Origin of the sequence: Sphingobacterium sp. UBA865, from assembly GCF_002295765.1 — a bacterium.
GTDB lineage: Bacteria > Bacteroidota > Bacteroidia > Sphingobacteriales > Sphingobacteriaceae > Sphingobacterium > Sphingobacterium multivorum.
Map to the genome: position 1 here is coordinate 81,720 of NZ_DBGB01000040.1, position 22,838 is coordinate 104,557.

The 22,838-nt window shown below is 35.9% G+C and carries 18 protein-coding genes; 8 read left to right on the forward strand and 10 right to left on the reverse strand.

Annotated features, from left to right (window positions below; translation table 11 throughout):
• Positions 1-101: 101 nt before the first annotated feature.
• Positions 102-1,691, forward strand: a complete 1,590-nt coding sequence (locus tag B2O97_RS21720; protein WP_286768115.1) for an Ig-like domain-containing protein — start codon at positions 102-104, stop codon at positions 1,689-1,691.
• 48 nt (positions 1,692-1,739) lie between these two features.
• Here the strand turns inward: B2O97_RS21720 and B2O97_RS21725 are convergent, their stop codons facing one another.
• Positions 1,740-2,246, reverse strand: coding sequence for a gamma carbonic anhydrase family protein (locus B2O97_RS21725; protein ID WP_070562667.1), 507 nt, complete (start codon positions 2,244-2,246; stop codon positions 1,740-1,742).
• 5 nt (positions 2,247-2,251) lie between these two features.
• Entirely contained in the window at positions 2,252-3,844 is a 1,593-nt protein-coding gene (gene nadB / locus B2O97_RS21730) for an L-aspartate oxidase (protein WP_286768116.1), read from the reverse strand.
• 3,146 nt (positions 3,845-6,990) lie between these two features.
• Here nadB and nadA point away from each other — a divergent pair.
• Both nadA and thiL read left to right on the forward strand, forming a co-directional pair.
• On the forward strand, positions 6,991-7,986 hold the full coding sequence (nadA, locus tag B2O97_RS21735; RefSeq protein ID WP_046673170.1) for a quinolinate synthase NadA: 996 nt from the start codon (positions 6,991-6,993) through the stop codon (positions 7,984-7,986).
• A gap of 226 nt (positions 7,987-8,212) precedes the next feature.
• On the forward strand, positions 8,213-9,265 hold the full coding sequence (gene thiL / locus B2O97_RS21740) for a thiamine-phosphate kinase (RefSeq protein ID WP_070562660.1): 1,053 nt from the start codon (positions 8,213-8,215) through the stop codon (positions 9,263-9,265).
• A 33-nt stretch (positions 9,266-9,298) separates the two neighbouring features.
• Here thiL and B2O97_RS21745 read toward each other — a convergent pair whose 3' ends face one another.
• Positions 9,299-10,087, reverse strand: coding sequence for a segregation and condensation protein A (locus B2O97_RS21745; protein WP_286754207.1), 789 nt, complete (start codon positions 10,085-10,087; stop codon positions 9,299-9,301).
• Between the two features lie 159 nt (positions 10,088-10,246).
• On the opposite strand from B2O97_RS21745, the gene dxs reads away from it, so the two are divergent.
• Positions 10,247-12,175, forward strand: coding sequence for a 1-deoxy-D-xylulose-5-phosphate synthase (dxs, locus tag B2O97_RS21750; protein ID WP_286709791.1), 1,929 nt, complete (start codon positions 10,247-10,249; stop codon positions 12,173-12,175).
• A gap of 541 nt (positions 12,176-12,716) precedes the next feature.
• Positions 12,717-14,141, forward strand: a complete 1,425-nt coding sequence (dnaA, locus tag B2O97_RS21755) for a chromosomal replication initiator protein DnaA (protein ID WP_046672557.1) — start codon at positions 12,717-12,719, stop codon at positions 14,139-14,141.
• 149 nt (positions 14,142-14,290) lie between these two features.
• Here dnaA and B2O97_RS21760 read toward each other — a convergent pair whose 3' ends face one another.
• The 7 genes from B2O97_RS21760 to B2O97_RS21790 form a co-directional block, all read right to left on the reverse strand.
• On the reverse strand, positions 14,291-14,692 hold the full coding sequence (locus B2O97_RS21760) for a hypothetical protein (protein ID WP_070562646.1): 402 nt from the start codon (positions 14,690-14,692) through the stop codon (positions 14,291-14,293).
• A gap of 54 nt (positions 14,693-14,746) precedes the next feature.
• Positions 14,747-15,130, reverse strand: coding sequence for a hypothetical protein (locus B2O97_RS21765; protein ID WP_112375167.1), 384 nt, complete (start codon positions 15,128-15,130; stop codon positions 14,747-14,749).
• Between the two features lie 347 nt (positions 15,131-15,477).
• Positions 15,478-15,846 carry a hypothetical protein gene (locus B2O97_RS21770; protein WP_046672560.1) on the reverse strand — a complete coding sequence of 123 codons (369 nt, stop codon included), beginning with the start codon at positions 15,844-15,846 and terminating at the stop codon, positions 15,478-15,480.
• 161 nt (positions 15,847-16,007) lie between these two features.
• Positions 16,008-17,057, reverse strand: coding sequence for a tetraacyldisaccharide 4'-kinase (gene lpxK, locus B2O97_RS21775; protein WP_286768117.1), 1,050 nt, complete (start codon positions 17,055-17,057; stop codon positions 16,008-16,010).
• Entirely contained in the window at positions 17,054-17,524 is a 471-nt protein-coding gene (locus B2O97_RS21780; protein ID WP_070562634.1) for a gliding motility lipoprotein GldH, read from the reverse strand. Before B2O97_RS21780 ends, lpxK begins: the two co-directional genes overlap by 4 nt.
• Before the next feature lie 53 nt (positions 17,525-17,577).
• A complete protein-coding gene (locus B2O97_RS21785; protein ID WP_172462425.1) occupies positions 17,578-18,951 on the reverse strand; it encodes a PSP1 domain-containing protein in 1,374 nt (457 codons plus the stop codon).
• Between the two features lie 10 nt (positions 18,952-18,961).
• Entirely contained in the window at positions 18,962-20,104 is a 1,143-nt protein-coding gene (locus B2O97_RS21790; protein ID WP_070562628.1) for an ATP-binding protein, read from the reverse strand.
• A gap of 209 nt (positions 20,105-20,313) precedes the next feature.
• Here B2O97_RS21790 and dnaN point away from each other — a divergent pair, with 209 nt between their 5' ends.
• From dnaN to B2O97_RS21805, 3 genes are read left to right on the forward strand one after another with little or no spacing between them, the layout of a single operon-like run.
• Positions 20,314-21,435 (forward strand): DNA polymerase III subunit beta, encoded by a 1,122-nt coding sequence (dnaN, locus tag B2O97_RS21795; protein WP_046672565.1) that lies wholly within the window; start codon positions 20,314-20,316, stop codon positions 21,433-21,435.
• Positions 21,436-21,448: 13 nt separating this feature from the next.
• Positions 21,449-22,111, forward strand: coding sequence for a DedA family protein (locus B2O97_RS21800; RefSeq protein WP_083295820.1), 663 nt, complete (start codon positions 21,449-21,451; stop codon positions 22,109-22,111).
• 27 nt (positions 22,112-22,138) lie between these two features.
• Positions 22,139-22,786 (forward strand): DedA family protein, encoded by a 648-nt coding sequence (locus tag B2O97_RS21805; RefSeq protein WP_070562625.1) that lies wholly within the window; start codon positions 22,139-22,141, stop codon positions 22,784-22,786.
• The last annotated feature ends 52 nt before the right edge of the window (positions 22,787-22,838 follow it).

The following is a 22,838-nucleotide window of genomic DNA, read 5'->3' on the forward strand; positions in this document are numbered from 1 at the left end:
TTCTATTTTTTATGACAACTTCTTTAAGAGAAAATAAAAGTGGTTCAGAAAGGCTAAAAAGTAGCTTAAAAACAAGATTACTTATTTTAAGCATGTTTATTATGCTTATTGGCTTGTCCATACAATGTGCGAGCATACAACAGCCCACGGGGGGGCCAAAAGATTCTATTCCTCCGAAGATACTATTGGAAAGCCCTACGAATTTTTCGAAGAATTTTACAGCTAAAAAAATAGTGATCACGTTTGACGAGTATATCAAGCTGGCAAATCAACAAAAGGAATTCAGTATTACGCCAGACATGGGAAGCAATCCAGAATTCAAGGTGAAGAAAAAAAATCTAGAAATTACCTTACCTGATTCCCTAGAAAAGAATACAACCTACAGCATATACTTCGGTAAAGGACTAGTTGATTATAACGCTGGAAATGCATTGGTCAATTATGCTTACGTATTCGCGACAGGAGATAAAATAGATTCACTCAGTATATCCGGTAATGTAAAAAGTGCTATAACGAAAGAGGTCCAAAAGGATGTTAAAGTCTTGTTGATCCCCATTAGCCAAGACTCGATTTTTGGTAAAAAGAAGGCGAATATATTCACGACAACGGATACTGCAGGTAACTATAAACTAAACAATCTAAGAGAGGGAACTTATCGCATTTACGCACTTCAAGAAAAAAATAACGATAGAATCTATAATGGTGCTGATGAAGAAATAGGTTTCCTAAAAGACTCTATCGTGCTAGAGCGAGACTTGAGCAATATCAACTTGGAGATCTTCAAAGGAATCCCAAAAAAGTTTAGAACCCAAGAGAAGAAATTTGAAAAAAATGGAAGTATACTTCTTGTTTTTAATAGAAGAGTCGACAAGCCCAAACTTGATATCCTAAATGACGAAGTAAACAACAAGGATAAAAAAGTACGTTTTTCAAAGACATCAGACTCGGCTACTTTGTTTATTCCAAATTTAAAAATAGACTCCCTAAAGCTTGTTCTGACAGAAAATGAAAGACCATTGGATACCATTCTCATTAGAAAAGGGAATGTAAAAATTGAGCAGACAATTGAGCCTATTTTTACGCCAAATAATGGACGGGTCGATCGAATTACACACCTTCAGGTATCTGCTTTCACACCGATCAAAAATATCGATAAAACCAAGTTAAAATTCAAAGAAGACTCATTGGTCCGGACCAATTACCAACTAGCCGTAGATACAGCAAATACCAATATCTACCATATTCGCTATAATTGGAGAAAAGAGAAAAAGTACCAAATCGAGTTTACAGAAGGCGCTATAACAGGCTATTTTGGCGAACAAAACAAAGAGAAAAAGCTCGATTTGACCTATGACGATAGTGAAAACTATGGGGATCTGACATTTGATTTTACAGATCTAGATAGCAATACAACCTATTTGGTTGAGTTAATCAATGAGAAAAAAGATAAGGTCTATCGCGTCGACAAAATAAACATGAACAACCCGGCTGTTGTATACAAACAGTATCCTGGAGGAAAGTATAGTATACGTGTGATACGCGACGACAATAATAATGGAATCTGGGACACTGGAGATGTCGAAAAGAAAACTTTTCCTGAACCTGTTGTATATCTAAATAAAGTATTTACGATACGTGCTAATTGGGAACAGAAAGATAGTTTTTCATTGAGTGGCCTCAAAAAAAATTAATTGAGGCCATTCTAAAATAAATTATTTAATATTGCTAATTCGATTAAGCTAAAACCAGGAACTGTACAGAACATAATTATGTGGTAGTTTCTGCAATAGATCTTTCTGCTCTTCAGTAAGTGCTTTTATCTTTTTGGCAGGTACTCCAGCATATAGAAATCCCGATTCACAACGAGTATTTTCCAAAACTACTGCACCAGCTGCTACAATAACATTCGATTCAACAATCGCATTATCCATAACGATAGCTCCCATACCAATGAGTACATGATCTTCCAAAATACATCCATGTACCATAGCCTGATGCCCTATACTTACATAATTTCCGATCGTAGTACCGCATTTCTTATAGGTACAATGTATAACCGCTCCATCTTGAATATTAGTATAATTACCGATACGAATATAATTGACATCTCCGCGTATGACAGCATTAAACCATACCGAACAGTGATGTCCAATCTCCACATCGCCTACAATCGTTGAATTGGGTGCTAAGAAGCATTCTTCGGCTATCACCGGAGATTTATCCAAAACAGATAAAATAAGTGCCATATTCCTTAAAAAATTGTATCCTGTAATACTTCCGAATGTTTCGGATAGTCCGTTGTATAATGCAATCCCCTACTTTCTTTCCGTAACATAGCTGATTTTGTCACGATATAAGCTACTTGAATAACATTACGTAATTCACACAGTTTAACAGAAAGCCTTGTATTTCGATAAAATTCTTCGGTCTCCTCATACAAGAGATGTAGCCGTTTAAGAGCTCTTTCAAGCCTAAAATCGGAACGGACAATGCCAACATAGTCACTCATAATCTTTTGGCACTCGCGTAAATTATGACTTACCAAAATATCCTCATTTGAAAGAGAGGTTTTAGAGTCATCCCATTCGGGGACATCAACAATATGGTTAATCAATCCTATCGACTTTGTGGCATCCAGGAAAATACGATGTGCATAAACAAGCGCTTCAAGAAGTGAATTAGAAGCTAATCGGTTTGCCCCATGTAGGCCAGTAGAAGAACACTCTCCGCAAGCATATAAGTTAACGAGGCTACTGCGTCCAAAATCATCTACATAAATGCCTCCACAGAGGTAATGCGCAGCCGGTGTAACCGGTATAAAATCCTTCGCCATATCCAGTCCGATCGAAAGACACTTTTCATAAATATTTGGAAAATGCTTGATAATATCTTCCTTATTCCGATGCGTGATATCAAGGTACACATAATCTATACCAGATTTCTTCATCTCGGCATCAATAGCTCTAGCAACGATGTCTCTTGGTGCCAAAGAAGCACGTTCATCGTACTCCTCCATGAAAGATTCACCATTGATCCTTCTTAAAATACCCCCAAATCCACGTACGGCTTCAGATACCAAAAATGCAGGAGAGTCCTTTGGATTGTATAAAGAAGTAGGGTGAAATTGCATAAACTCCATATTACGTACCTTACCTTTTGCCCGATACACCATAGCAATACCATCTCCAGTCGCAATAGTTGGATTTGTTGTACTTGAATAAACATGCCCTGCTCCTCCAGAAGCCATCACAGTTACCTTACTCAAAATCTTATCTACTAAATGTGATGAGGTATTAAAAGCATAAATTCCATAACAGGTAATGTCTTCCCTGTTCTTATCCACGTATTCCCCCAAATGATGCTGTGTAATCAAATCAATGGCAAAGTAATGCGTTACGATTTCAATGTTGGGATCACTATGTGCTTGCGCCAATAATGCACGCTCAATTTCATAGCCAGTTATATCTTTATAATGTAAAATACGATGAGCGGAATGTCCCCCCTCTTTTGCCAGATCATATAACCCCGATTCCTCCTTGTCAAATGATGTTCCGTATGAAATAAGTTCTGCAATCCGTTCCGGTGCTTCTCTCACTACGTTTTCCACAATTTCAACATCGCATAAACCATCCCCAGCAATCTTAGTATCAATGATATGCTTCTCAAAGCTATCTGACTTATCCACAACGGCAGCCACTCCCCCTTGCGCATATTTTGTATTAGACTCATCCTCATTGGACTTAGTGACTATCAATACTTTACCGAATTTCGATGCTTTTAAAGCAAAGCTTAATCCAGCAATACCTGATCCAATGACCAAAAAATCTACCTTTCTATCTGCCATATAAATTAAAATTCACAAACTATCCCCAAAAGTGACGATTCAAATTAACGAAAAATGTGGAAAACGTGTAAATAAAAGGTTAAATAAAAATGAAAAGTATTTAACAATTCACAAATCCCCTATTTGCAAGCCTTATTTCTAAAATTTTTCCGCACAAAAATCTAGAGATTTCCACATTTTCTAAACAAAAACTATTCAACAAAAATATATGGAAAATAAAAAATAAGATAATTTAGAATTTTAAAAATCAGGTCTTTAATGAATAAATTCTGTTGAAAAATTGTTGAAAACTCTATAAAAACCTAAAATCAAAATCGAAATAACCTAATTTATACCACTTTTCCACACCATAATAAACAATAAGAGATTTTCTATTTTAAATAATTAGTATTTATTGAAAAAAAAGATTGTGGAATACGTTCGAAAATCTTTGTTTAGTTTTGTCAAGTTCGATTAGAAGCGGTTAGATTTCGATATTCGGGAATTATAAAGTCCCCTATTGAAATATTTAATTCTAATTGAGTTTATTTTATTTTTTAAATTTCCTATTGACTTTTAAAGCGCTTTAGGATTGACTATTTATTTTATTTTTTTTTGTATATGGATTTAATCTAGTTTCAGCGCGTTATTTATAATTTTTTTAAAAAAAATATAGGTTTAAGTCGTTTTATACTTGGATATTTTCCCGTTTGGGATCTTATTTCAATTTTATCGCTTTGTAACCGATAGAAATCGGATCAGAAAAGTTTTAATTCTAATTTGGATGCTATGAGATTTTAATATTTCTGTCTTTAGAGCAGATAAATTCTTTTATTGAATTCTAATAGTTGCTAATCTTTGCTTTTAAAATTGATATGAAAAAGGCAATTTAATTGATTTTGATATTTGGATTTTAAACTGTTTGAGGTTTGCTTATTTGCGTATTTTTTTCAAAAATATGTGAATTTTGCTTTCTCAACGAGGTAAAATTGGCGTCAAAAATTTCTGTACTTTATCAGCAAAGTTTTCAAAAATGGAAATTGAGAGGTATTTGGTTATTGGAATTTTTTATTCCTGGATCTGCGTGTTTATATTCAGATTTGGCTACGATATTTGTTTGGTTTTCGCGGGATTGAATTTTAAACAGAATCTCGAGGCGATTGTTTAAAAATATACCTGTTTAGAATTGGATATTTTTTAAAAATTTGTTTTCAGGGCTTTTTAATACATTCTATGACCTTAAATAGTAAATTTTTTAAGATCTAAGTGAAATTCGAAGATTGACTTGTTAATAATTTTGGAATGCAGATAATTTCTTCAAATAATTTATTGCAGAACAAACAATCTTACTATATTTGCAGCCCAACATTGGCTAAATGGAGGAAATATCCAAATTTAGATCAGTGACATTAGAATATTTTGGATTATTGCTATCTGGCAATTTTTTAGATCATTCTCAGGGTTTATTTTTCTAAAATAAAGCTCTTATAGATTGAATATATTTTGTTGATTCGTTATTTGTATGGGATATTTAATTCTAAGCGAGTTTGTCGTTTTTAAAGCGCTTTATCAGTTGCATATTTAGTATTTTTTTTAATATTATCTATGTATTTGAATGTCAAGTACTATAATCCGCAAATTTTATAATTGCCTAAATTTTGAATAATTTATTTTTATTTTATATGAATTAATATCTTTTAAGTTATATATTTTTAGTTTATTGTATTTTATGCGATAGTTATTGCCAGATGATTATTCTAGCGGGATATACGCTCCGATTGTGTTATATTGAGTTTAGAATAGAGCTATTTAAAGGATTTCTATCCAGATACAAGGTATTATTAATTTTATTTTGTGTTATTTCGACTGAATTTGTGATTGCTATAAAATTTTCTGTAATTAGATAGCAAAAAAAGTTATATTAAGCTTCTTAGAATTAAATAAAGGCACTATTCTAGATCAAAGCGGTCAATTTTTAATTCTCATCCAGTTTATTTTGGATACTATACACATTATTTTAGTCGAATTTCAATTTGCGGGAATTAGTGCCTTTTAAAGTCGCTTCTACTCGACTCATTTGATTTTTTTATAAATATCTAATTCTTATCGTGTTTATTCTGAATTATTTTATTCAACCCTATTAGGCCTGATCCGATAAATTTATCCCTGTTATATTCCTATATTCATTTTTACAGGCTAATAATACTTATATATGCTATTCTCGACGGGTTTATTTTGGAAATAATGCGTTCTATTGGTTATTTGCGGCGTATTATGATTTAGGAAAATTGATTTTGGCCCTACGCTGGTCATCGTTGCTGTATGAGTTGGCAAGTGAGAATATATAAACTTCAGCTACTCGCGATTAGAATGCCATATATTGGTTAGGCAGTGATAAAATATGCTATAGACGATTCTAAGAGCCTTTATTTAATTTTCGGTGTTATTTTTATGCTTTCAGTGCTGCACGTATACACAATTCTGTCAAAATTTGCCAAAATAAACCCGCTGAGAATTTGATATAAAATTATACATCAATCCAAGATTTATTAATCTATCCTATACGGCCTCAAAAACGTTTTCTTATCTGAAATGTTAATAAATAAAGCTTCCTTTTGTGCCATATTTTTCATTGTTTTGTAATATGCCTAAAAACGTTTCTTAGGCTACGAAAGTAAGTTATGGATGAAACTGATTTTCGAAGATCGAAATAATGTGAAATAAGCCCTTTCAGTTTTTGGTATAAACGAAGAGCTTGAATAGTTTTCCAAATATCCAAGTCTAAAAGAGTTTATATGGGCATAATACTGTGTAATTAAACTTTATGTAAATTAATTTAACTATTAATGCTTGTAAATGTTTATTTTGCATGATCAATACATATTTTGCTGTCAGTTCTACAAAATCATGGAATTGGACAAAAGTTACCATTGTTCGATCAAATTTACAAACTGACATTATCCAATGAGCTCGACTTAGCAAACACGTTGTAATCTGTTACTAATTAATAATAGGTTTTATATCAGTGTTTTATTCACTATAATCTACTAATGGATCAAATGGAAGCGAGAGGTATATTACCACGACTTGATTAATTTGCTTTTAATTGACTTTTATATATATAACAATGCTTATTTTTGCTGTTCATAAAAGTTGAAACTACTCGCATGGAAATTGTAAATTATGAGCTTCAAGCAAAAGGTTATATCGATGCTCCGATTGATCCCTCACTGGATTTGATTAAGGAGATCCAACGCTTAAAGAAAGAAAAGAAGGCTGTCATCTTGGCTCACTATTATCAAGAGTCTGAAATACAAGATATAGCAGATTATATAGGAGATAGTCTTGGCTTATCGCAGGAAGCTGCGAAAACCGATGCAGATGTAATTGTTTTTGCTGGAGTACATTTCATGGCTGAGACGGCTAAAATACTTTCACCGACGAAGAAGGTTCTTTTGCCAGATGCTAAAGCCGGTTGTTCATTGTCAGATTCATGCCCACCACATCTTTTTGCTAAATTTAAAGAGCAATATCCTGATCATTTGGTGATTACCTATGTAAATTGTACGGCTGAATTGAAAGCTCTTTCAGATATTGTATGCACATCAAGCAACGCTGTTCAGATTGTTGAAAGTCTTCCTGAGGATCAGAAAATCATTTTCGGTCCAGATCGCAACCTAGGTGCATATGTTAAGAAGAAAACAGGACGTGACCTGGTACTTTGGAATGGAGCTTGTATGGTGCATGAAATTTTTTCTCAAGATAAAATTGACCGTTTGAAAAGCGAGCACCCCGAGGCTAAGTTTATTGCCCATCCAGAGTGTGAAGATCATATACTCGCGATAGCTGATTATGTGGGATCGACTGCTGGAATGCTTAAATTTACCCAAACAGATAAAGCCCAGGCTTATATTGTTGCTACAGAATCAGGCATTCTTTACCAAATGCAAAAAGCGAGTCCACATAAGACTTTTATTCCTGCTCCTCCTAATAATGCCTGTGCATGTAATGATTGTCCGCATATGAAGCTTAATACGCTTGAAAAGCTATACAACTGTCTAAAGTATGAGTCCCCTGAAATTCTTCTTCCTGAGGATGTGATTCTTCGTGCACAACGTCCTATTGAACGTATGTTGGAAATATCAGCGCGCTTAGGACTATAGATTTGTTGTATTTTTGCTACGATTAGCTATCGTAGATTATTGATTTTTAATGTAATACAAACAATTTTTATGAATGTTTGTATTAGCTTGTAATTAAGACGCTTAGCTGGATAAGCATATAAATTCATTGGACTTATAGCTATACTTGTTTTGTAATGCCATCTTAATGCATCAGTCAAAGATGATTATCTGGCATTACCTATATTAAACTTTTAAACTTTTTAGCATGTTTGATTTTGATAATACCGAGCGGACCAATCTAGAGGAAATGGGCGAGTTTGGACTGATTGATTATATAAGTAAGGCTGTTGAATTGACAGAGAAATCCACTGTGAAGGGGATTGGGGATGATGCGGCTGTTTTGGATTTCGAAGGTAAGAAGACTTTGGTATCGACTGATCTATTGTTGGAAGGGATTCATTTTGATCTTAGGTATGTACCATTAAAACATTTAGGTTATAAAGCTGTTCAAGTCAATTTGAGCGATATTTATGCGATGAATGGAATAGCTTCTCAAATTACCTTTTCAATCGGTATGTCCTCTAAATTTCCATTAGAAGCCGTAGAGGAAATTTATCAAGGAGCTTTGATTGCCTGTAAGAAGTATAATGTCGATTTAATCGGGGGTGACACTTCGGCTTCAGCACAGGGGCTGGTTATTTCTGTGACAAGTATAGGCTATGCTGATGCAGATCAGATCGTTTATCGTAGTGGAGCACAGGAAGGAGATCTATTGTGTGTGTCCGGTGACCTCGGTGCAGCTTATATGGGCTTACAACTCTTGGAACGTGAGAAAGAGATTTATTTAGAAAATCCGAATGTACAACCTGATTTGGAAGGAAAGGATTATATCGTTGAACGCCAATTGAAACCTGAAGCCCGGAAAGACATTGTTGAATTATTTGCCAAGCTAGGGATCAAGCCCACAGCGATGATGGATATTTCGGACGGGCTTGCATCTGAAATTCTTCATATTTGCCGACAATCAGATAAAGGATGCCGATTATATGAGGAAAAAATTCCATTGGATCAGATGACTTATGATACGGGGCGGGAATTTGGCATTGATCCAACCGTAGCTGCACTTAATGGTGGTGAGGACTATGAGTTATTGTTTACAATAGCGCAATCGGATCACGATAAAATTAAGAATTTACCTGATATTAGTATTATTGGTTATATGACGCCAAGATCGGAAGGTTGTGAGATGATTTCCAAATCTGGGAATCTTTATCCGATAACGGCACAAGGCTGGAATGCATTTAAGAAAAAAGATTAATACGAAAAAGACCTGTTCAAAACAGGTCTTTTTTTATGCTTCTTCCTCCTCAAACAGGAGTTCCTCCGTCTCATTTGGATCTCTTTCACCTACATTGAAATTGTTATAGCCTAAGCCCACTTCGATCTGTAATAATCGCTGCTGGAGCATTTCGAGAATCGCTAAAAAGTTATAGACGAACTGTATTTTATTTTCTGAGTTTTTAAGAATTTCTTGAAAATCTAATTTTTTATTGATTTCAATCAGTTCGGCAATTGCTTTCTTCTGTTGTTCAATGGTGTATGGATATTTGACAACTGTATGGGTTACTTCAGGGGGACGATTACGAAATTGATACATCATTTGCTCGTAAATCATCATTAGACCATAGAGGTCGAAGCTATCCAAATTTTCTCCGGTAGAATCTAATTTTAGTCTTTGTTGGATATCATAGCGTATGTTGCCTCGGCTGTATAGTTTGAGACGATTTTCTTCCAAGACTCTCAATTCTTCACAGGTCTCTTTAAATTGCTTATAGAGAATAAGTTTTTGAACAAGATCTTCTCTAAGATCGATTTCATTTTCATTGTCGTCCAGATCCAGACGAGGTAATAGCATTTTAGCTTTGATACGCATCAGTGTAGAAGCAACAAAGATAAACTCGCTTGCCATTTCCATATTGAGCGCTTGCATTTGGCTCACATACGATAAAAAATCATCTGTAATCTTTGAAATCGGTATATCGTGGATATTTAGTTCATCCCGTTCGATAAAAAATAATAATAAATCAAAAGGTCCCTCAAATTGAGGAAGCTTGATTTCGTAGCCTTCTTCTACTTGCATATCTTATACAAATTTACATATAAAATCTTTTGGAATAACTTCGATACAAACTATTCATTATTTTATTTGTTGTTCATCAATATGTAAATGCGATTTATTTTAAAGATTAAATAAAATTGTCGTTACTTTGTACGAACATATCATGTAAATAGCAGTACTATGCAGTTTGAGGCTGGAGAACTATTAAGTAAAATAAACGATCCCTCTGATCTTAAAAAGCTAAAGGAAGACCAATTAGAACAGTTAAGTCAGGAATTACGTCAATTTATTATTGATCAGGTTTCGGTTAATGGTGGTCACTTTGCAGCAAGTTTGGGAGTCGTCGAGTTAACGGTGGCGTTACATTACGTAATGAATACCCCATACGATCAATTGATTTGGGATGTAGGTCATCAGGCTTATGGGCATAAAATCCTAACGGGGCGTCGCGATATATTTCATACAAATCGAATTGAGAACGGAATTTCGGGTTTTCCTAACCGTTTTGAATCTCAATACGATGCATTTGGTGTTGGACACTCGTCAACATCTATTTCTGCAGCATTAGGCATGGCAGTCGCTTCCCAAATAAAGGGTGAAAAGGATCGTCAGCATATCGCGGTTATCGGTGATGGTGCCTTGACTGGTGGAATGGCATTTGAAGCACTTAATCATGCCGGTATTTCGAAATCAAACCTTTTGGTTATTCTGAATGACAACTGCATGTCCATTGACCCTAATGTAGGCGCATTGAAGGAGTATTTGACAAGTATAACAACCTCCAAGCGCTATAATCGTTTTAGAGACGATATCGCAGCTGTATTGACCAAGATTTCGGAAGTTGGTCCAAATGCACTTGGTATTGCCAAAAAATTGGAAAAAAGCATAAAGGGAACTTTATTAAAAAATGCCAATCTCTTTGAATCTTTAAATTTTAGATATTTTGGACCGGTTGATGGGCATGATGTCAAGAAATTGGCTAAGACCCTTGAAGACCTTAAGCATATACCGGGGCCTAAATTATTGCATGCCGTCACCATCAAAGGAAAAGGTTTTGCGCTAGCTGAAAAAGATCAGACGAAATGGCATGCTCCAGGTCTATTCGATAAAATTACGGGTGAGATCAAGAAGTCTTTGAATGATAAACCGGTAGCACCTAAATTTCAAGATGTTTTTGGACATACTTTAGTTGAGCTTGCGGAAGAAAATGATAAGATTGTGGGGATCACGCCTGCAATGCCTTCTGGTTCTTCCATGAACATTATGATGAAAGCTATGCCTGACCGTGCATTTGACGTTGGTATTGCTGAGCAGCATGCAGTTACATTCAGTGCGGGACTCGCAACACAGGGATTATTACCATTCTGTAATATCTATTCGTCGTTTATGCAACGCGCTTATGATCAAGTCATCCATGATGTTGCATTACAAAATCTGAATGTTGTTTTCTGTTTGGATCGTGCGGGAGTGGTCGGTGCGGATGGTGCGACACATCATGGCGCTTATGATATCGCTTTTATGCGCTGTGTTCCAAATATGACGGTTTCTGCGCCGATGAATGAGGAAGAGTTACGAAATTTAATGTATACAGCGCAGTTACCCAATAAAGGTCCGTTTGTTATTAGATATCCTAGAGGAAATGGTGTTATGCCAGACTGGCGTCGCCCATTTACAGAAATAGAAATAGGAAAGGGGCGTCTTATATCAGCAGGTGAGGAGCTTGCTATCTTAAGTTTTGGAGCGATAGGAAATGAAGCTGTTAAAGCGGTACAGCAGTTAAATGAACTGGGAATACATCCAGCGCATTATGATCTTCGATTTGCTAAACCATTGGATGAAGCTTTGCTTCATCAGGTCTTTCAGAAATTTGATAAAATTATCACGGTTGAAGATGGAAGTTTACAGGGGGGCATAGGTTCGGCTGTATTGGAGTTTATGGCCGATCACGGATATCATAGCCAGGTTGTTCGTTTGGGTATTCCGGATAAGATCATTGAGCATGCTGAACAAAATGCACAGTGGAAGCATGCACACTACGATGCTGATGCTATCGTATCAGAAGCCAAAAAACTTTGCAATGGAAAATTGACCAGCTCAATGGTCGGATAAGAGCTATACATTTGAAAAATGAAAAAGGAGATCNNGATCTCCTTTTTCATTTTTCAAGGGTAGGGATGTTTGAATTTAGAACTCATCTCATCTGTTACAATTTGTTTTTTTCTGTCCTATAATCCGCATTGATTTTTGTTTTAAGGTTGTGCGTAACTTTAATAGTCCTCTGACAATGATGTTAAGTTGGCTTTAAATTCTTATAAATTTAATATTAAAAATATATGAACTAAAGATTGTAATTAGCTATTATTTTGGTTAATTTAGATTTAGACCTTAAGGACTGATAGGTAGTAAGTTTGCTACTTTTTTTGTTCTTTTTTTTGAAATAAATTTGGAATGTTAATAATTATTTTTAGAGATCAATTTTAGCGCTAGTTTTCCACAATTTTACACGGTAAAATACTGATATATAATGTATTATCAATTATTTTATATTTTAGTTTTTTAGCTGATTTTTTTTTGTCATCTTCGTTCTCAGAGAAAGTTATCAACATATTTTTTGTCGCGTATTGTAAATCAACTTATTAACAATTTTAGAATGGAAAAAACGTATTCAAGTGTCTGGAATAATTGTCTTTCGATTATCAAAGATAATATACCAGCACAAAGTTTCAAGACCTGGTTTGAACCTGTGAAAGCAGTCCGTTTGGAGGGTGACGTTTTGACTATTCAAGTGCCTAGCTTATTTTTTTATGAGTGGTTGGAAGAACACTATGTAGGAATTCTTCGCAAGACCGTAAAGAAATTCCTAGGAGAACAAGGTAGATTGGAATACAATATTGTAGTGGAGAAGTCTTCAGCTTCTCATCCTTATACGACTAATCTTCCATCGAATGGCAATGGAGCAGAAGGGAAAAGGCAATCTATCCCTGTGCCGGTATCTTTAAATAGGGATATCAAAAATCCGTTTGTTATTCCTGGATTGAAAAAATTGCAGGTTGATCCGCAATTGAATCAAAACTATACATTCGAAAATTTTATCGAAGGTGAGTGTAACCGTCTTGCTCGTTCTGCAGGATATGCTGTGGCGAATAAACCGGGTGGTACTTCATTCAACCCTTTGATGATTTATGGTGATGTTGGTTTAGGAAAGACACACCTTGCCCAAGCAATCGGAAATGAAATCAAGAGAAATCTTCCCGATAAACTGGTCATTTATGTGTCTTGTGAAAAATTCTGTCAACAGTTTGTGGATTCATTGAAAAATAACACAATCAATGACTTCGTTAACTTTTATCAAGCAATGGATGTCATCATTATGGATGATGTGCATAATTTTGCTGGTAAAGAAAAAACACAGGATATTTTCTTCCATATTTTTAATCATTTGCATCAATCTGGAAAGCAGATTATTTTAACTTCAGACAAGGCGCCTAAGGATTTAGCTGGTTTGGAGGAACGTTTGCTTAGTCGTTTTAAATGGGGATTATCTGCAGATATTCAGATTCCTGATCTTGAGACGAGAATGGCAATTTTGAAGAAGAAGATGTATTCTGACGGTATTGATTTACCTGAAAATGTAGTGGAATATGTCGCAACACAAATCGATAACAGTGTTCGTGAATTGGAAGGAGCTATGGTTTCATTATTGGCTCAATCTACATTGAACAAGAAAGAGATCGATTTGGGTTTAGCAAAATCGATGTTGAAGAACTTTGTGAAGAATACCCATAAGGAAATTTCAATGGACTTTATTCAGAAATTAGTTTGTGAATATTTTGAAGTTCCTGTAGATATGGTAAAGTCGAAAGTTAGGAAGCGTGAAATCGTGCAGGCCAGGCAAATTTCGATGTATTTAGCAAAAGCTCATACCAAATCTTCACTAAAATCGATCGGAGCTTTCTTCGGAGGAAGAGACCACTCGACAGTCATTTATGCATGTCAAACCGTAGAGGATTTAATTGAAACTGACAAGAAATTTAAGACTTATGTAAGTGACATTATGAAAAAATTGAAATCTTAATGTCAATTACCGTAAGCAGTAAACAAAAGGGGCTGTCCAAGATGATTGGATAGCCCTTTTTTAATGCATTTAAGCTCTTGTAAGGTATTAAAAAACCTCTGGACATAATCTAGTCCAGAGGTTTTTCATTCTTAATAGAACGATTGTTGTTATTGATTGCTCTGTCCGTTGCCGGATTCGTTTTGTTCAGTTTTTTCTTGAGTCGCAGGAATACTTACTGGGGGTCTCTCTGTGACATATTTCTGATAAGCTGTCTTTTGTTCATCGGTGAGCAGTTGTGCTATCTTAGTATCGGATTCACCTTGAATTTTGGTTATGCTTTCCTTTTTGGCATCAGCTGTAGCTGTCGCGTCCTGGATAACGGCTGCAATAGCCTTTTCTTGGTTTAATACGATGGTTGACACAGCTGTTTTTTGCTCTTCGTTTAATGTTAGCTTTGTCACTAATTCGGTCACCACTTTGGTTGCATTCTCTTCTGGGGTTGTTTGTTGTGCAAATGTTAGGCTCATTGCTAGAAAGAAACCTATACCTGTTAAAAATAGCTTTTTCATGATGTTTAATTTTAGATGAAATTATTCAATGTTTATTCTCTATTTTTTTCACTATTAACGCGTGGGGTCAGTTGTTACTGGTTGTTTTGTCCCAGGGGCTGATTTCGCCGGTCTCTCAGCAATTATTTTTTGGTAAAGTGCTTTTTGATCCTCGGTTAACAGCTGGCTGACTTTGGTGTCTACCTCGCTTTGAAGCTTATTTAGTGCTTCATTTTTTACTTCAGCAGAGGAGCTACTGTCTTTTGTTATCGTTTGCTCGGTTTTTGCCTGATCCAATAATATAGTTGATACTGCAGTCTTTTGCTCATCATTCAGATTCAGTTTCTGAACAAGTTCAGTTGTTGCTTTTGCCGCAGTTTCCTCCGGAGTACCCTGTTGGGCAAATGTTAGGCTGAGGGCCAAAAAGAATCCGATTCCTGTTAAAATTAGCTTTTTCATATCTATTGTATTTAAAAAGTTACAATTACACTGTTTTACTATAAAACTTTGAATTGGTATTTATATTGTATTAAAGTTGTTACTTTAACAAATTTTTAACACAGGATAATGTGTTAATAGATTGTAAAAAAATACGTTGGTTTTGTTTTAGGATAAACAAAACAAGGTAACGATGATTTATCCGATGCCGGATATCTTGTTCGGCGCGATCACCTCGTGATGATTAAAATATACTGCATTGACTAAGACTTGTATGGATAAATAATGGTATACACAAAATAGATACAAGCAATAAAAAAGGCCCCTGTACATAAAACAAGAGCCTTTCTTTAAAAGAATTTTAATCATTAATTATCGGAACGTTTAGACATTCTTTCCTTCATTTTTTCTTGTTGTTCGTCAAATAACTTACCTTGTTCGGGACTAAGCCAAGATTTGATCTTAGCTGTTTGTATTTCCTGAAGCTGTTTGAATTTTTCCATATTTGCCTTGCGATCTCCGCCATCGTTTCGAAGAGCAGCCCGTTGTTGCGCTTGGGTCAATGTAAGGTTATAGATCGAATCCTTTTGTGTTTGATTGAGGCTAAGTAATTTGTCAAGATGCTCTACACGCATTTTAGCTTGTTCCTCAGGACTGCGTTGTTGACGTTGTTGCGCAAAAACTCCTGTAGCGCTTAATAATAAACAGGCTACTGCCATTAAAATTTTCTTTTTCATCTTTGTATAGTTTATATCATGAATGCCAATCATTGTAATTGTGCACTCTATTTGTTTATTGTCCATCCCTATGGACCGAAAAGACTTTTAAGTAGTTTCGTTTACCTATTGAATATAAATTTGAGGAAAAAGTTTAGTATAGCAATTTATCTTAACAAAATTTAAGGTTGATTAACACTTTGAGCTACTGCATTATGGATTGTTTTAAGGAATAGTTCTTTATGGATAGGATCATGAAATTGTAGGCCTATTGGAAGATAGGCCAAATCAATAGCCGCCAATTGTTGTTGAAATGGTTTTAACCGCTGAAAGTCTTTTTCGGTAGTCAACAGCATTTTGTTACTACTAGCTAGGCTTCGGTAGGATTTTGTAATTTGTTCAATATCTGATTCACTAAAAGTATGATGATCCCCAAAAGATAGGTGTTTGACCAAATTTGCCTTCTTTTTGATATAATCCACGAGCGGTTGCGGTTTGGCAATGCCTGTAACCAAAATAACATCGCTGTCGTTGAAATCGATCGTATTTCCGACGCTGTCAATGGCTTGAAAGTAATTTATATGGCTAAAAGTAATTAATGCGTTCTTATTATAGCGTCTGATTTTATGTTCTATACGCTTTTTATCAGGGTTCGAGAGATCTATTGGACATTTGGTAATTGTTATAATCTGCGCCCGTTTGGCTTCAATCAGTAAGTCCCTAAAGTTTCCTGTAGGAAAAACAAACATGGGACTACCAAATGATAAAAAATCAAACAATAGAATATTAAAAAGCGGCGATAATTTTCGATGCTGATAGGCATCATCCAGAATAATCAGTTGATGATCTGATTGAAGTTTTTCTATTCCCGTACAGCGGTCTTCACAAACCGCAACGGTAACCGATGGAAATTTATTTTTGAATTGTAAGGGTTCATCGCCAACATTGTTTGCTAGCGAATCGGTCTTTACCAAATGAAATCCGCTAGTCACCCGCCCATAGCCTCGACTAAGTATTGCTGTTTTATACTGATCTTTGAGGCTCGAAACAACAAATTCAGTCATTGGGCTTTTTCCTGTACCTCCGACAGAAAGGTTACCGATTACAATCGTGGGAATTTCAAATGACTTTGAGCTGAGCAGCTTGAAATCGTATAGTCTATTTCTTAGCCATATGATTAAGCCGTATAGGATCGAAAAGGGGAATAATAGATAACGTAAAAAAGCAATCATTTTGGAATAACCGTTAGTCCGACGTCGGTGATTTCTTTCAACGGATTTTCTTTCATATTCTGCATGATGGAAATAGTATACATACCTGTATCCGGAAATAGGTAATCTTTATGGATTATGGATTGGTTATTATATAAGCTCCCTGAGGATTTTCCGAGCCATTTTCCATCGGATCGAGCCATTTTTATTTCTTTGCGGAAAATAGATTGCTTCTTATCTGGACCACGTTGGTAGATCAGGATAAAAAGGTTCGAAAAGGCATATTCCGGTGTATGACGGACATCCATTAATACATCATATCGTTTGGCTTTATCGCTAATATGAAATTGAAAGCTAGACGGTGATGTATTCAACCAAGCTTTATTATCAATGGGTTTGTTATCATTTATAATGGAAGTCTGTTCACAAGAACCCCCTATGCAAATACATAATATACCAATAAGAAATGGTGTGCGTTTGAGTCTCATGTTTATTTATAAAAAGAATATGCCTAATGGGTTAAAATTAGGCATATTTTTTTTTATTCTGCTTTTGGAGCAGCATTGTTGTTATTACCTTTGTTTTTATTCCGATGGCGGTTAAAACGTTTCTTTGGTCTATTCCCACCTTCTTTATTGTCTTTATTCACCGTAGGTGCTGTAGAATCGTTCGCTACCTGAGGTTTTCCCCCTTGTTTGGGTGGATTTGGGTCCGACTTTTCAGTCTTTTGTCCAGCCTTATTTTCCGGTTTGACTGTGTTGCTTTTTGATTTTCTTTTTTTCTTTCTTTTATTCCGATCATCAAGTCGCGTTAAGCTATCTTGACCGACCACATTTTCATAATCGTAGTTGATATTTTTCTCTTCTCTGACTTCATCGTTATCTACTGCACTCGAAATAGCTTCCGGTTTGATTCCCTGCTTATTCATTTCGACAAGCTCTTTGACTTGTTGAACGGGGATGGCAATCCAATTTTCAGCTCCAGGAAAAGAGAACCACATCATTTTCTTGAAGATATCGGTCTTTTGAAGATAAGCAACTCCTTTTTGTGTTTCGATGCGGTCGATATTATTTGGGATGTCTTTTAAAGCATCCATGTAGCTATCCAATTCATAATTGAGACAGCATTTTAATTTTCCGCATTGGCCCGCTAATTTTAACGTATTCAACGAAAGATTTTGATAACGTGCTGCCGATGTAGAAACCGTTTTGAAATCCGTTAACCAGGTTGAACAGCAAAGTTCGCGACCACAGGAGCCGATGCCACCGAGGCGGCTAGCTTCTTGTCGCATACCTATCTGGCGCATTTCTATGCGTATCCTGAAAGATTCGGCCATTTTTTTGATAAGCTCACGGAAATCCACGCGGCCCTCAGCTGTGTAGTAGAAGGTAGCCTTGGTTTTATCACCCTGGTAGTCAACATCAGAAATCTTCATGGACAAACCCAGGTCCAAAGCCAGTTTACGGGCTTTGTGCATCGTTTCCCATTCGAGATCTTTTGCTGCGTTATACTTCTCTACATCCATTTCATTGGGCTTCCGATAGATTTTTTTAGTTACCATTTCTGGGGTAACATTGTTCTTTTTTAATTGTAGTCTGACCAATTCACCTGTTAAGGAGACATGTCCGACATCATAGCCACCGGTAGAAGGTTCTACGACCACCATTTCCCCCATTTCTAGGTAGGTATTGTCTACATTAATAAAGAAATCTTTTCGTGATCCCTTGAATCGTACTTCGACGATATTAAATGGTTTATAGTTTGAAGGCATATCCATATCGGAAAGCCAGTCATATACATCTAATTTATTACATCCGCTAGTCATGCAAGAGCCATTGTTCTGACATCCTGCCGGTGTACCATTTGTCGTGGTAGTACCGCAACCTCCGCCGGATGAGCAACTGCCACATCCCATAGTTTTCTATTTATATATATTGAGTTCCTTTCGGAAACGTTTTGTACTTGTATATTAATGTTAACTGCAAAGATAAATCTAAAAATAATATTTTGGGATTTGCATTTCTTTCTACAAAATAATGTGTTTCCTCAAATAGATTTATTGTTGCTTCAATTTGTTCAACGGTATAGTGTACTGCAAATTTCTGAACAAAATCCAATTCTTTGGCCGGTAAGAACACTAAACTGGAAAGCCCTTCTTTGATTAATATAATTTGACGCATCATATTAATTGCATAAAAAAGAAAGCTTTTTTGGTTTTCTCGCCCCATTTTTGAGAGTTCTTCTTCCACTAACGAGATCATATTGGTTCCAGCATCTGAAACAATGAAACGCAACCAATTGACTAAAATGCCAAAATGATTATTTGTTTGCGATTGAATTTGATTCATGGCTTCTTGCAGGTTTCCATCCGCTATAAACGCAATTTCAGCTGATTCCTGATCCGAAAGATGATATACGCTCTTGAGATGTTGTGCGACCTCCATGTGATCCAACTTCTTTATTTTGACCAATTGCGTACGTGATATGATCGTATTTAATATTTTGTCCTGATTTTCTGCAACTAGAATAAAGAGCGTTTTTTCGGGTGGTTCTTCGATTAACTTTAACAGCGCATTGCCTTGTGTGTCCAAGTATTCGGGCAACCACATAATTAAAACTTTATATTCCGCTTCAAAGGACTTTAGGCTTAATTTTTTGATGATACCATGCGCCTCTGCAATATTGATATTCACCTGTTTATTGTCCGCATCCAACTGATTGCGCCAATATTCCAGTCCCATGTAGGGATTGGATAGAAAAGATTTTCGCCAGCTGTCCGCATAATCTGTTGCTGTATCTTCCTTATGCTTGGCTATAAAAGGATACGACATGTGAAGATCAGGGTGGATCAGTTTGCTATATTTTCGACACGATGGACATTCGCCACAACTGTCTGTCAATTGCCGGTTTTCGCAATTCAAAAACTGCGCATAAGCATAAGCAAGAGCAAGGCTGCCTGAACCCTCAGGACCAAGAAATAATTGCGCGTGACTCACACGGTTTTCTTGAACTGTGCGAACTAAATGTTCCTTGATGTCTTTGTGCCCAATGATCTCTTTAAACTGCATACAATACTGCTATTATACAAATGTAATAAATATTGTGATTTATTGGGCCCAATTTGCTTTCTATACTTTTGGCGCTGTGCTTATTAATTGAAATACAATTGCTTATTTGAACGATTGAAATCGCCTGATGTGGAAAGAAAGGCGCCCATAAAACTGAAAAATATTGATTAATTTGTGTATTATTGCACATAATAATTAGTATTCAGGAAATGAGATTCATTGTATCAACATCAATTTTATTAAAGCAGTTACAAGCTATCAATGGTGCATCCAGTACAAGTACTGTTTTGCCAATCTTGGAAAACTTTCTTTTTGAAATAAAAGACAATAACTTGACTATTTCTGCTACGGATCTGCAAACAAGTATGGTTACTTCTTTACAGATCGAAGCAAAGGAAGAGGGAAGAGTAGCCATGCCGTCGAAGATTTTGATCGAGACATTAAAAACTTTGCCAGATCAACCAGTAGCATTTTCAGTAGACATGAATACCTTGGCTATTGAGATCAGTGCCGGTGATGGGAAATATAAATTGAGTGGAGAGAATGCTGACGATTTTCCTAAAATTCCTTCAATAGATAATGGTTCAGTCATTCAGATGCCAGCGCCTATTCTGTCTGAAGCAATCAGTAAGACGATCTTTGCCGTCAGTAATGATGAGTTGAGGCCTGCTATGTCTGGTGTTTTGGTCCAATTAGCTGAAAAGAATGTGACTTTTGTCTCTACTGATGCGCACAAGTTAGTGCGTTATTCAAGAACGGATATCGGAGCGGAGAAACCAGCATCCCTTATTTTACCGAAAAAAGCACTTTCTTTACTTAAATCTTCATTGCCATCCGATGATATTACAGTATCTATTGAATATAATCAAACCAATGCATTCTTTAGCTTTGGTAATATCAATTTGATCTGTCGGTTGATTGATGAGCGTTACCCAGATTATGCTGCTGTAATTCCTCAAGTCAATCCAAATAAGTTGACTGTCGATAGACTATTGTTTTTAAATACATTGAGACGGGTGGTGATTTTCGCTAATAAAACCACACATCAGGTTCGCCTAAAGATCTCGGGTAGTGAATTGCATATCTCTGCAGAAGATCTTGATTTCTCGAATGAAGCGCATGAACGTTTATCCTGTCAATTTGAAGGCGATGATATGGAAATTGGTTTCAACGCTAAATTCTTGGTCGAGATGTTAAATAACTTGGAAAGTGAAGAAGTTGTTTTGGAGATGAGTACACCAAATCGTGCTGGTTTATTGATTCCGGCTGTATCTGAAGATCATGAAGATATTTTGATGTTGGTGATGCCGGTTATGTTAAACAACGCTTAATCGTCTTTTCGCTTTGGAAATAGTTACGCATCTTATTGACTTTATTCTCCATATCGATAAACATTTGGTTGAAATAGTCAATGATTATCAGACTTGGACATACCTTATTCTGTTTCTCATCATTTTTGTAGAAACTGGAGTGGTTGTAATGCCTTTTTTACCGGGAGATTCGTTGTTGTTTGCTGCAGGTATGCTTGCCGCACAACCGAATGATCTTAACGTATGGTTGATGATTCTCATTTTATTGATCGCCGCAGTTTCTGGAGATTCCTTAAATTATGCTATCGGTAAACATTTTGGTATGCGCCTTACAAGATTTAAGCTCTTTGGTAAACAGGTTGTCAAAGACGAGCAAATTGCCAAAACACATTCTTTTTATGAGAAATATGGCAGTAAAACAATTGTTATCGCTCGCTTTGTACCAATCGTACGGACCTTGGCGCCTTTTGTTGGTGGTATTGGAAGGATGAATTATGGTACTTTCATTACCTATAATGTCGTAGGTGCCGTCTTGTGGGTGGGAGGTATAACCCTAGCAGGATACTTTTTAGGAAATATCCCTATTATAAGAGATAACTTCTCGAAGGTCGTATTGATTATTATTTTTATATCCATATTGCCAATAATCTTCGAGCTTGTAAAAGAAAAGATAAAAACTAAAAAGGGAATCCAATAAGATTCCCTTTTTTTATAGATCAAAAAAATGGAATTCATTTCACAGCTTATTGATTTTATCCTGCATATCGATCAGCATCTATTGCAACTGATCAATAGTTATGAAAATTGGACTTATCTGATTTTGTTTTTAATCATTTTTGCGGAGACAGGATTTGTTGTTACCCCATTCCTCCCTGGTGACTCCGTTTTATTTGCCTTGGGAGCAATCATTGCCCGTCCGGATTGTCAGCTTTCCTTACCATTATTTATAGTCATTCTTATTTTTGCCGCTATCTTCGGTGATTTTGTGAATTATGAAATTGGCAAATATTTTGGAGTTCGGGTTTTTAAGCCTGGATCAAGGTTATTTAAACCGGCTTATCTGCAAAAAACGCAAGATTTCTATGCTAAGCATGGAACAAGGACTATTGTATATGCCCGATTCGTACCGATTATAAGGACTTTTGCACCATTTGTGGCAGGCATTGGCCGTATGCCCTATACAACCTTCGGAAAATATAATATACTTGGGGGCATATTATGGGTTTCGTTATTTATTTTGGCTGGCTATTATTTTGGACAAATACCATTTTTTAAGCATAATTTTTCCCTTGTTATTTTGGCGGTTATCTTTATTAGCTTAATACCCATGCTTATACAGTTTTTTTCGCAGACAAAAACAAAAAAAGATTAAACGTTACATACTAAATGCAGTCTTTTAAGGTTAAAGGATTGGTACGAAATAT

Excerpts from the sequence above, each read along its gene's own strand:
- B2O97_RS21805 (WP_070562625.1), top strand. The coding sequence starts at position 22,139 with ATGGAATTCATTTCACAGCTTATTGATTTTATCCTGCATATCGATCAG.
- dnaA (WP_046672557.1), top strand. The coding sequence starts at position 12,717 with ATGGAAAAAACGTATTCAAGTGTCTGGAATAATTGTCTTTCGATTATC.
- B2O97_RS21720 (WP_286768115.1), top strand. The coding sequence starts at position 102 with ATGCTTATTGGCTTGTCCATACAATGTGCGAGCATACAACAGCCCACG.
- B2O97_RS21745 (WP_286754207.1), bottom strand. The coding sequence starts at position 10,087 with ATGCAAGTAGAAGAAGGCTACGAAATCAAGCTTCCTCAATTTGAGGGA.
- nadB (WP_286768116.1), bottom strand. The coding sequence starts at position 3,844 with ATGGCAGATAGAAAGGTAGATTTTTTGGTCATTGGATCAGGTATTGCT.
- dnaN (WP_046672565.1), top strand. The coding sequence starts at position 20,314 with ATGAGATTCATTGTATCAACATCAATTTTATTAAAGCAGTTACAAGCT.
- dxs (WP_286709791.1), top strand. The coding sequence starts at position 10,247 with ATGCAGTTTGAGGCTGGAGAACTATTAAGTAAAATAAACGATCCCTCT.
- B2O97_RS21760 (WP_070562646.1), bottom strand. The coding sequence starts at position 14,692 with ATGAAAAAGCTATTTTTAACAGGTATAGGTTTCTTTCTAGCAATGAGC.
- B2O97_RS21770 (WP_046672560.1), bottom strand. The coding sequence starts at position 15,846 with ATGAAAAAGAAAATTTTAATGGCAGTAGCCTGTTTATTATTAAGCGCT.
- lpxK (WP_286768117.1), bottom strand. The coding sequence starts at position 17,057 with ATGATTGCTTTTTTACGTTATCTATTATTCCCCTTTTCGATCCTATAC.
- thiL (WP_070562660.1), top strand. The coding sequence starts at position 8,213 with ATGTTTGATTTTGATAATACCGAGCGGACCAATCTAGAGGAAATGGGC.
- nadA (WP_046673170.1), top strand. The coding sequence starts at position 6,991 with ATGGAAATTGTAAATTATGAGCTTCAAGCAAAAGGTTATATCGATGCT.
- B2O97_RS21765 (WP_112375167.1), bottom strand. The coding sequence starts at position 15,130 with ATGAAAAAGCTAATTTTAACAGGAATCGGATTCTTTTTGGCCCTCAGC.
- B2O97_RS21725 (WP_070562667.1), bottom strand. The coding sequence starts at position 2,246 with ATGGCACTTATTTTATCTGTTTTGGATAAATCTCCGGTGATAGCCGAA.
- B2O97_RS21780 (WP_070562634.1), bottom strand. The coding sequence starts at position 17,524 with ATGAGACTCAAACGCACACCATTTCTTATTGGTATATTATGTATTTGC.
- B2O97_RS21785 (WP_172462425.1), bottom strand. The coding sequence starts at position 18,951 with ATGGGATGTGGCAGTTGCTCATCCGGCGGAGGTTGCGGTACTACCACG.
- B2O97_RS21790 (WP_070562628.1), bottom strand. The coding sequence starts at position 20,104 with ATGCAGTTTAAAGAGATCATTGGGCACAAAGACATCAAGGAACATTTA.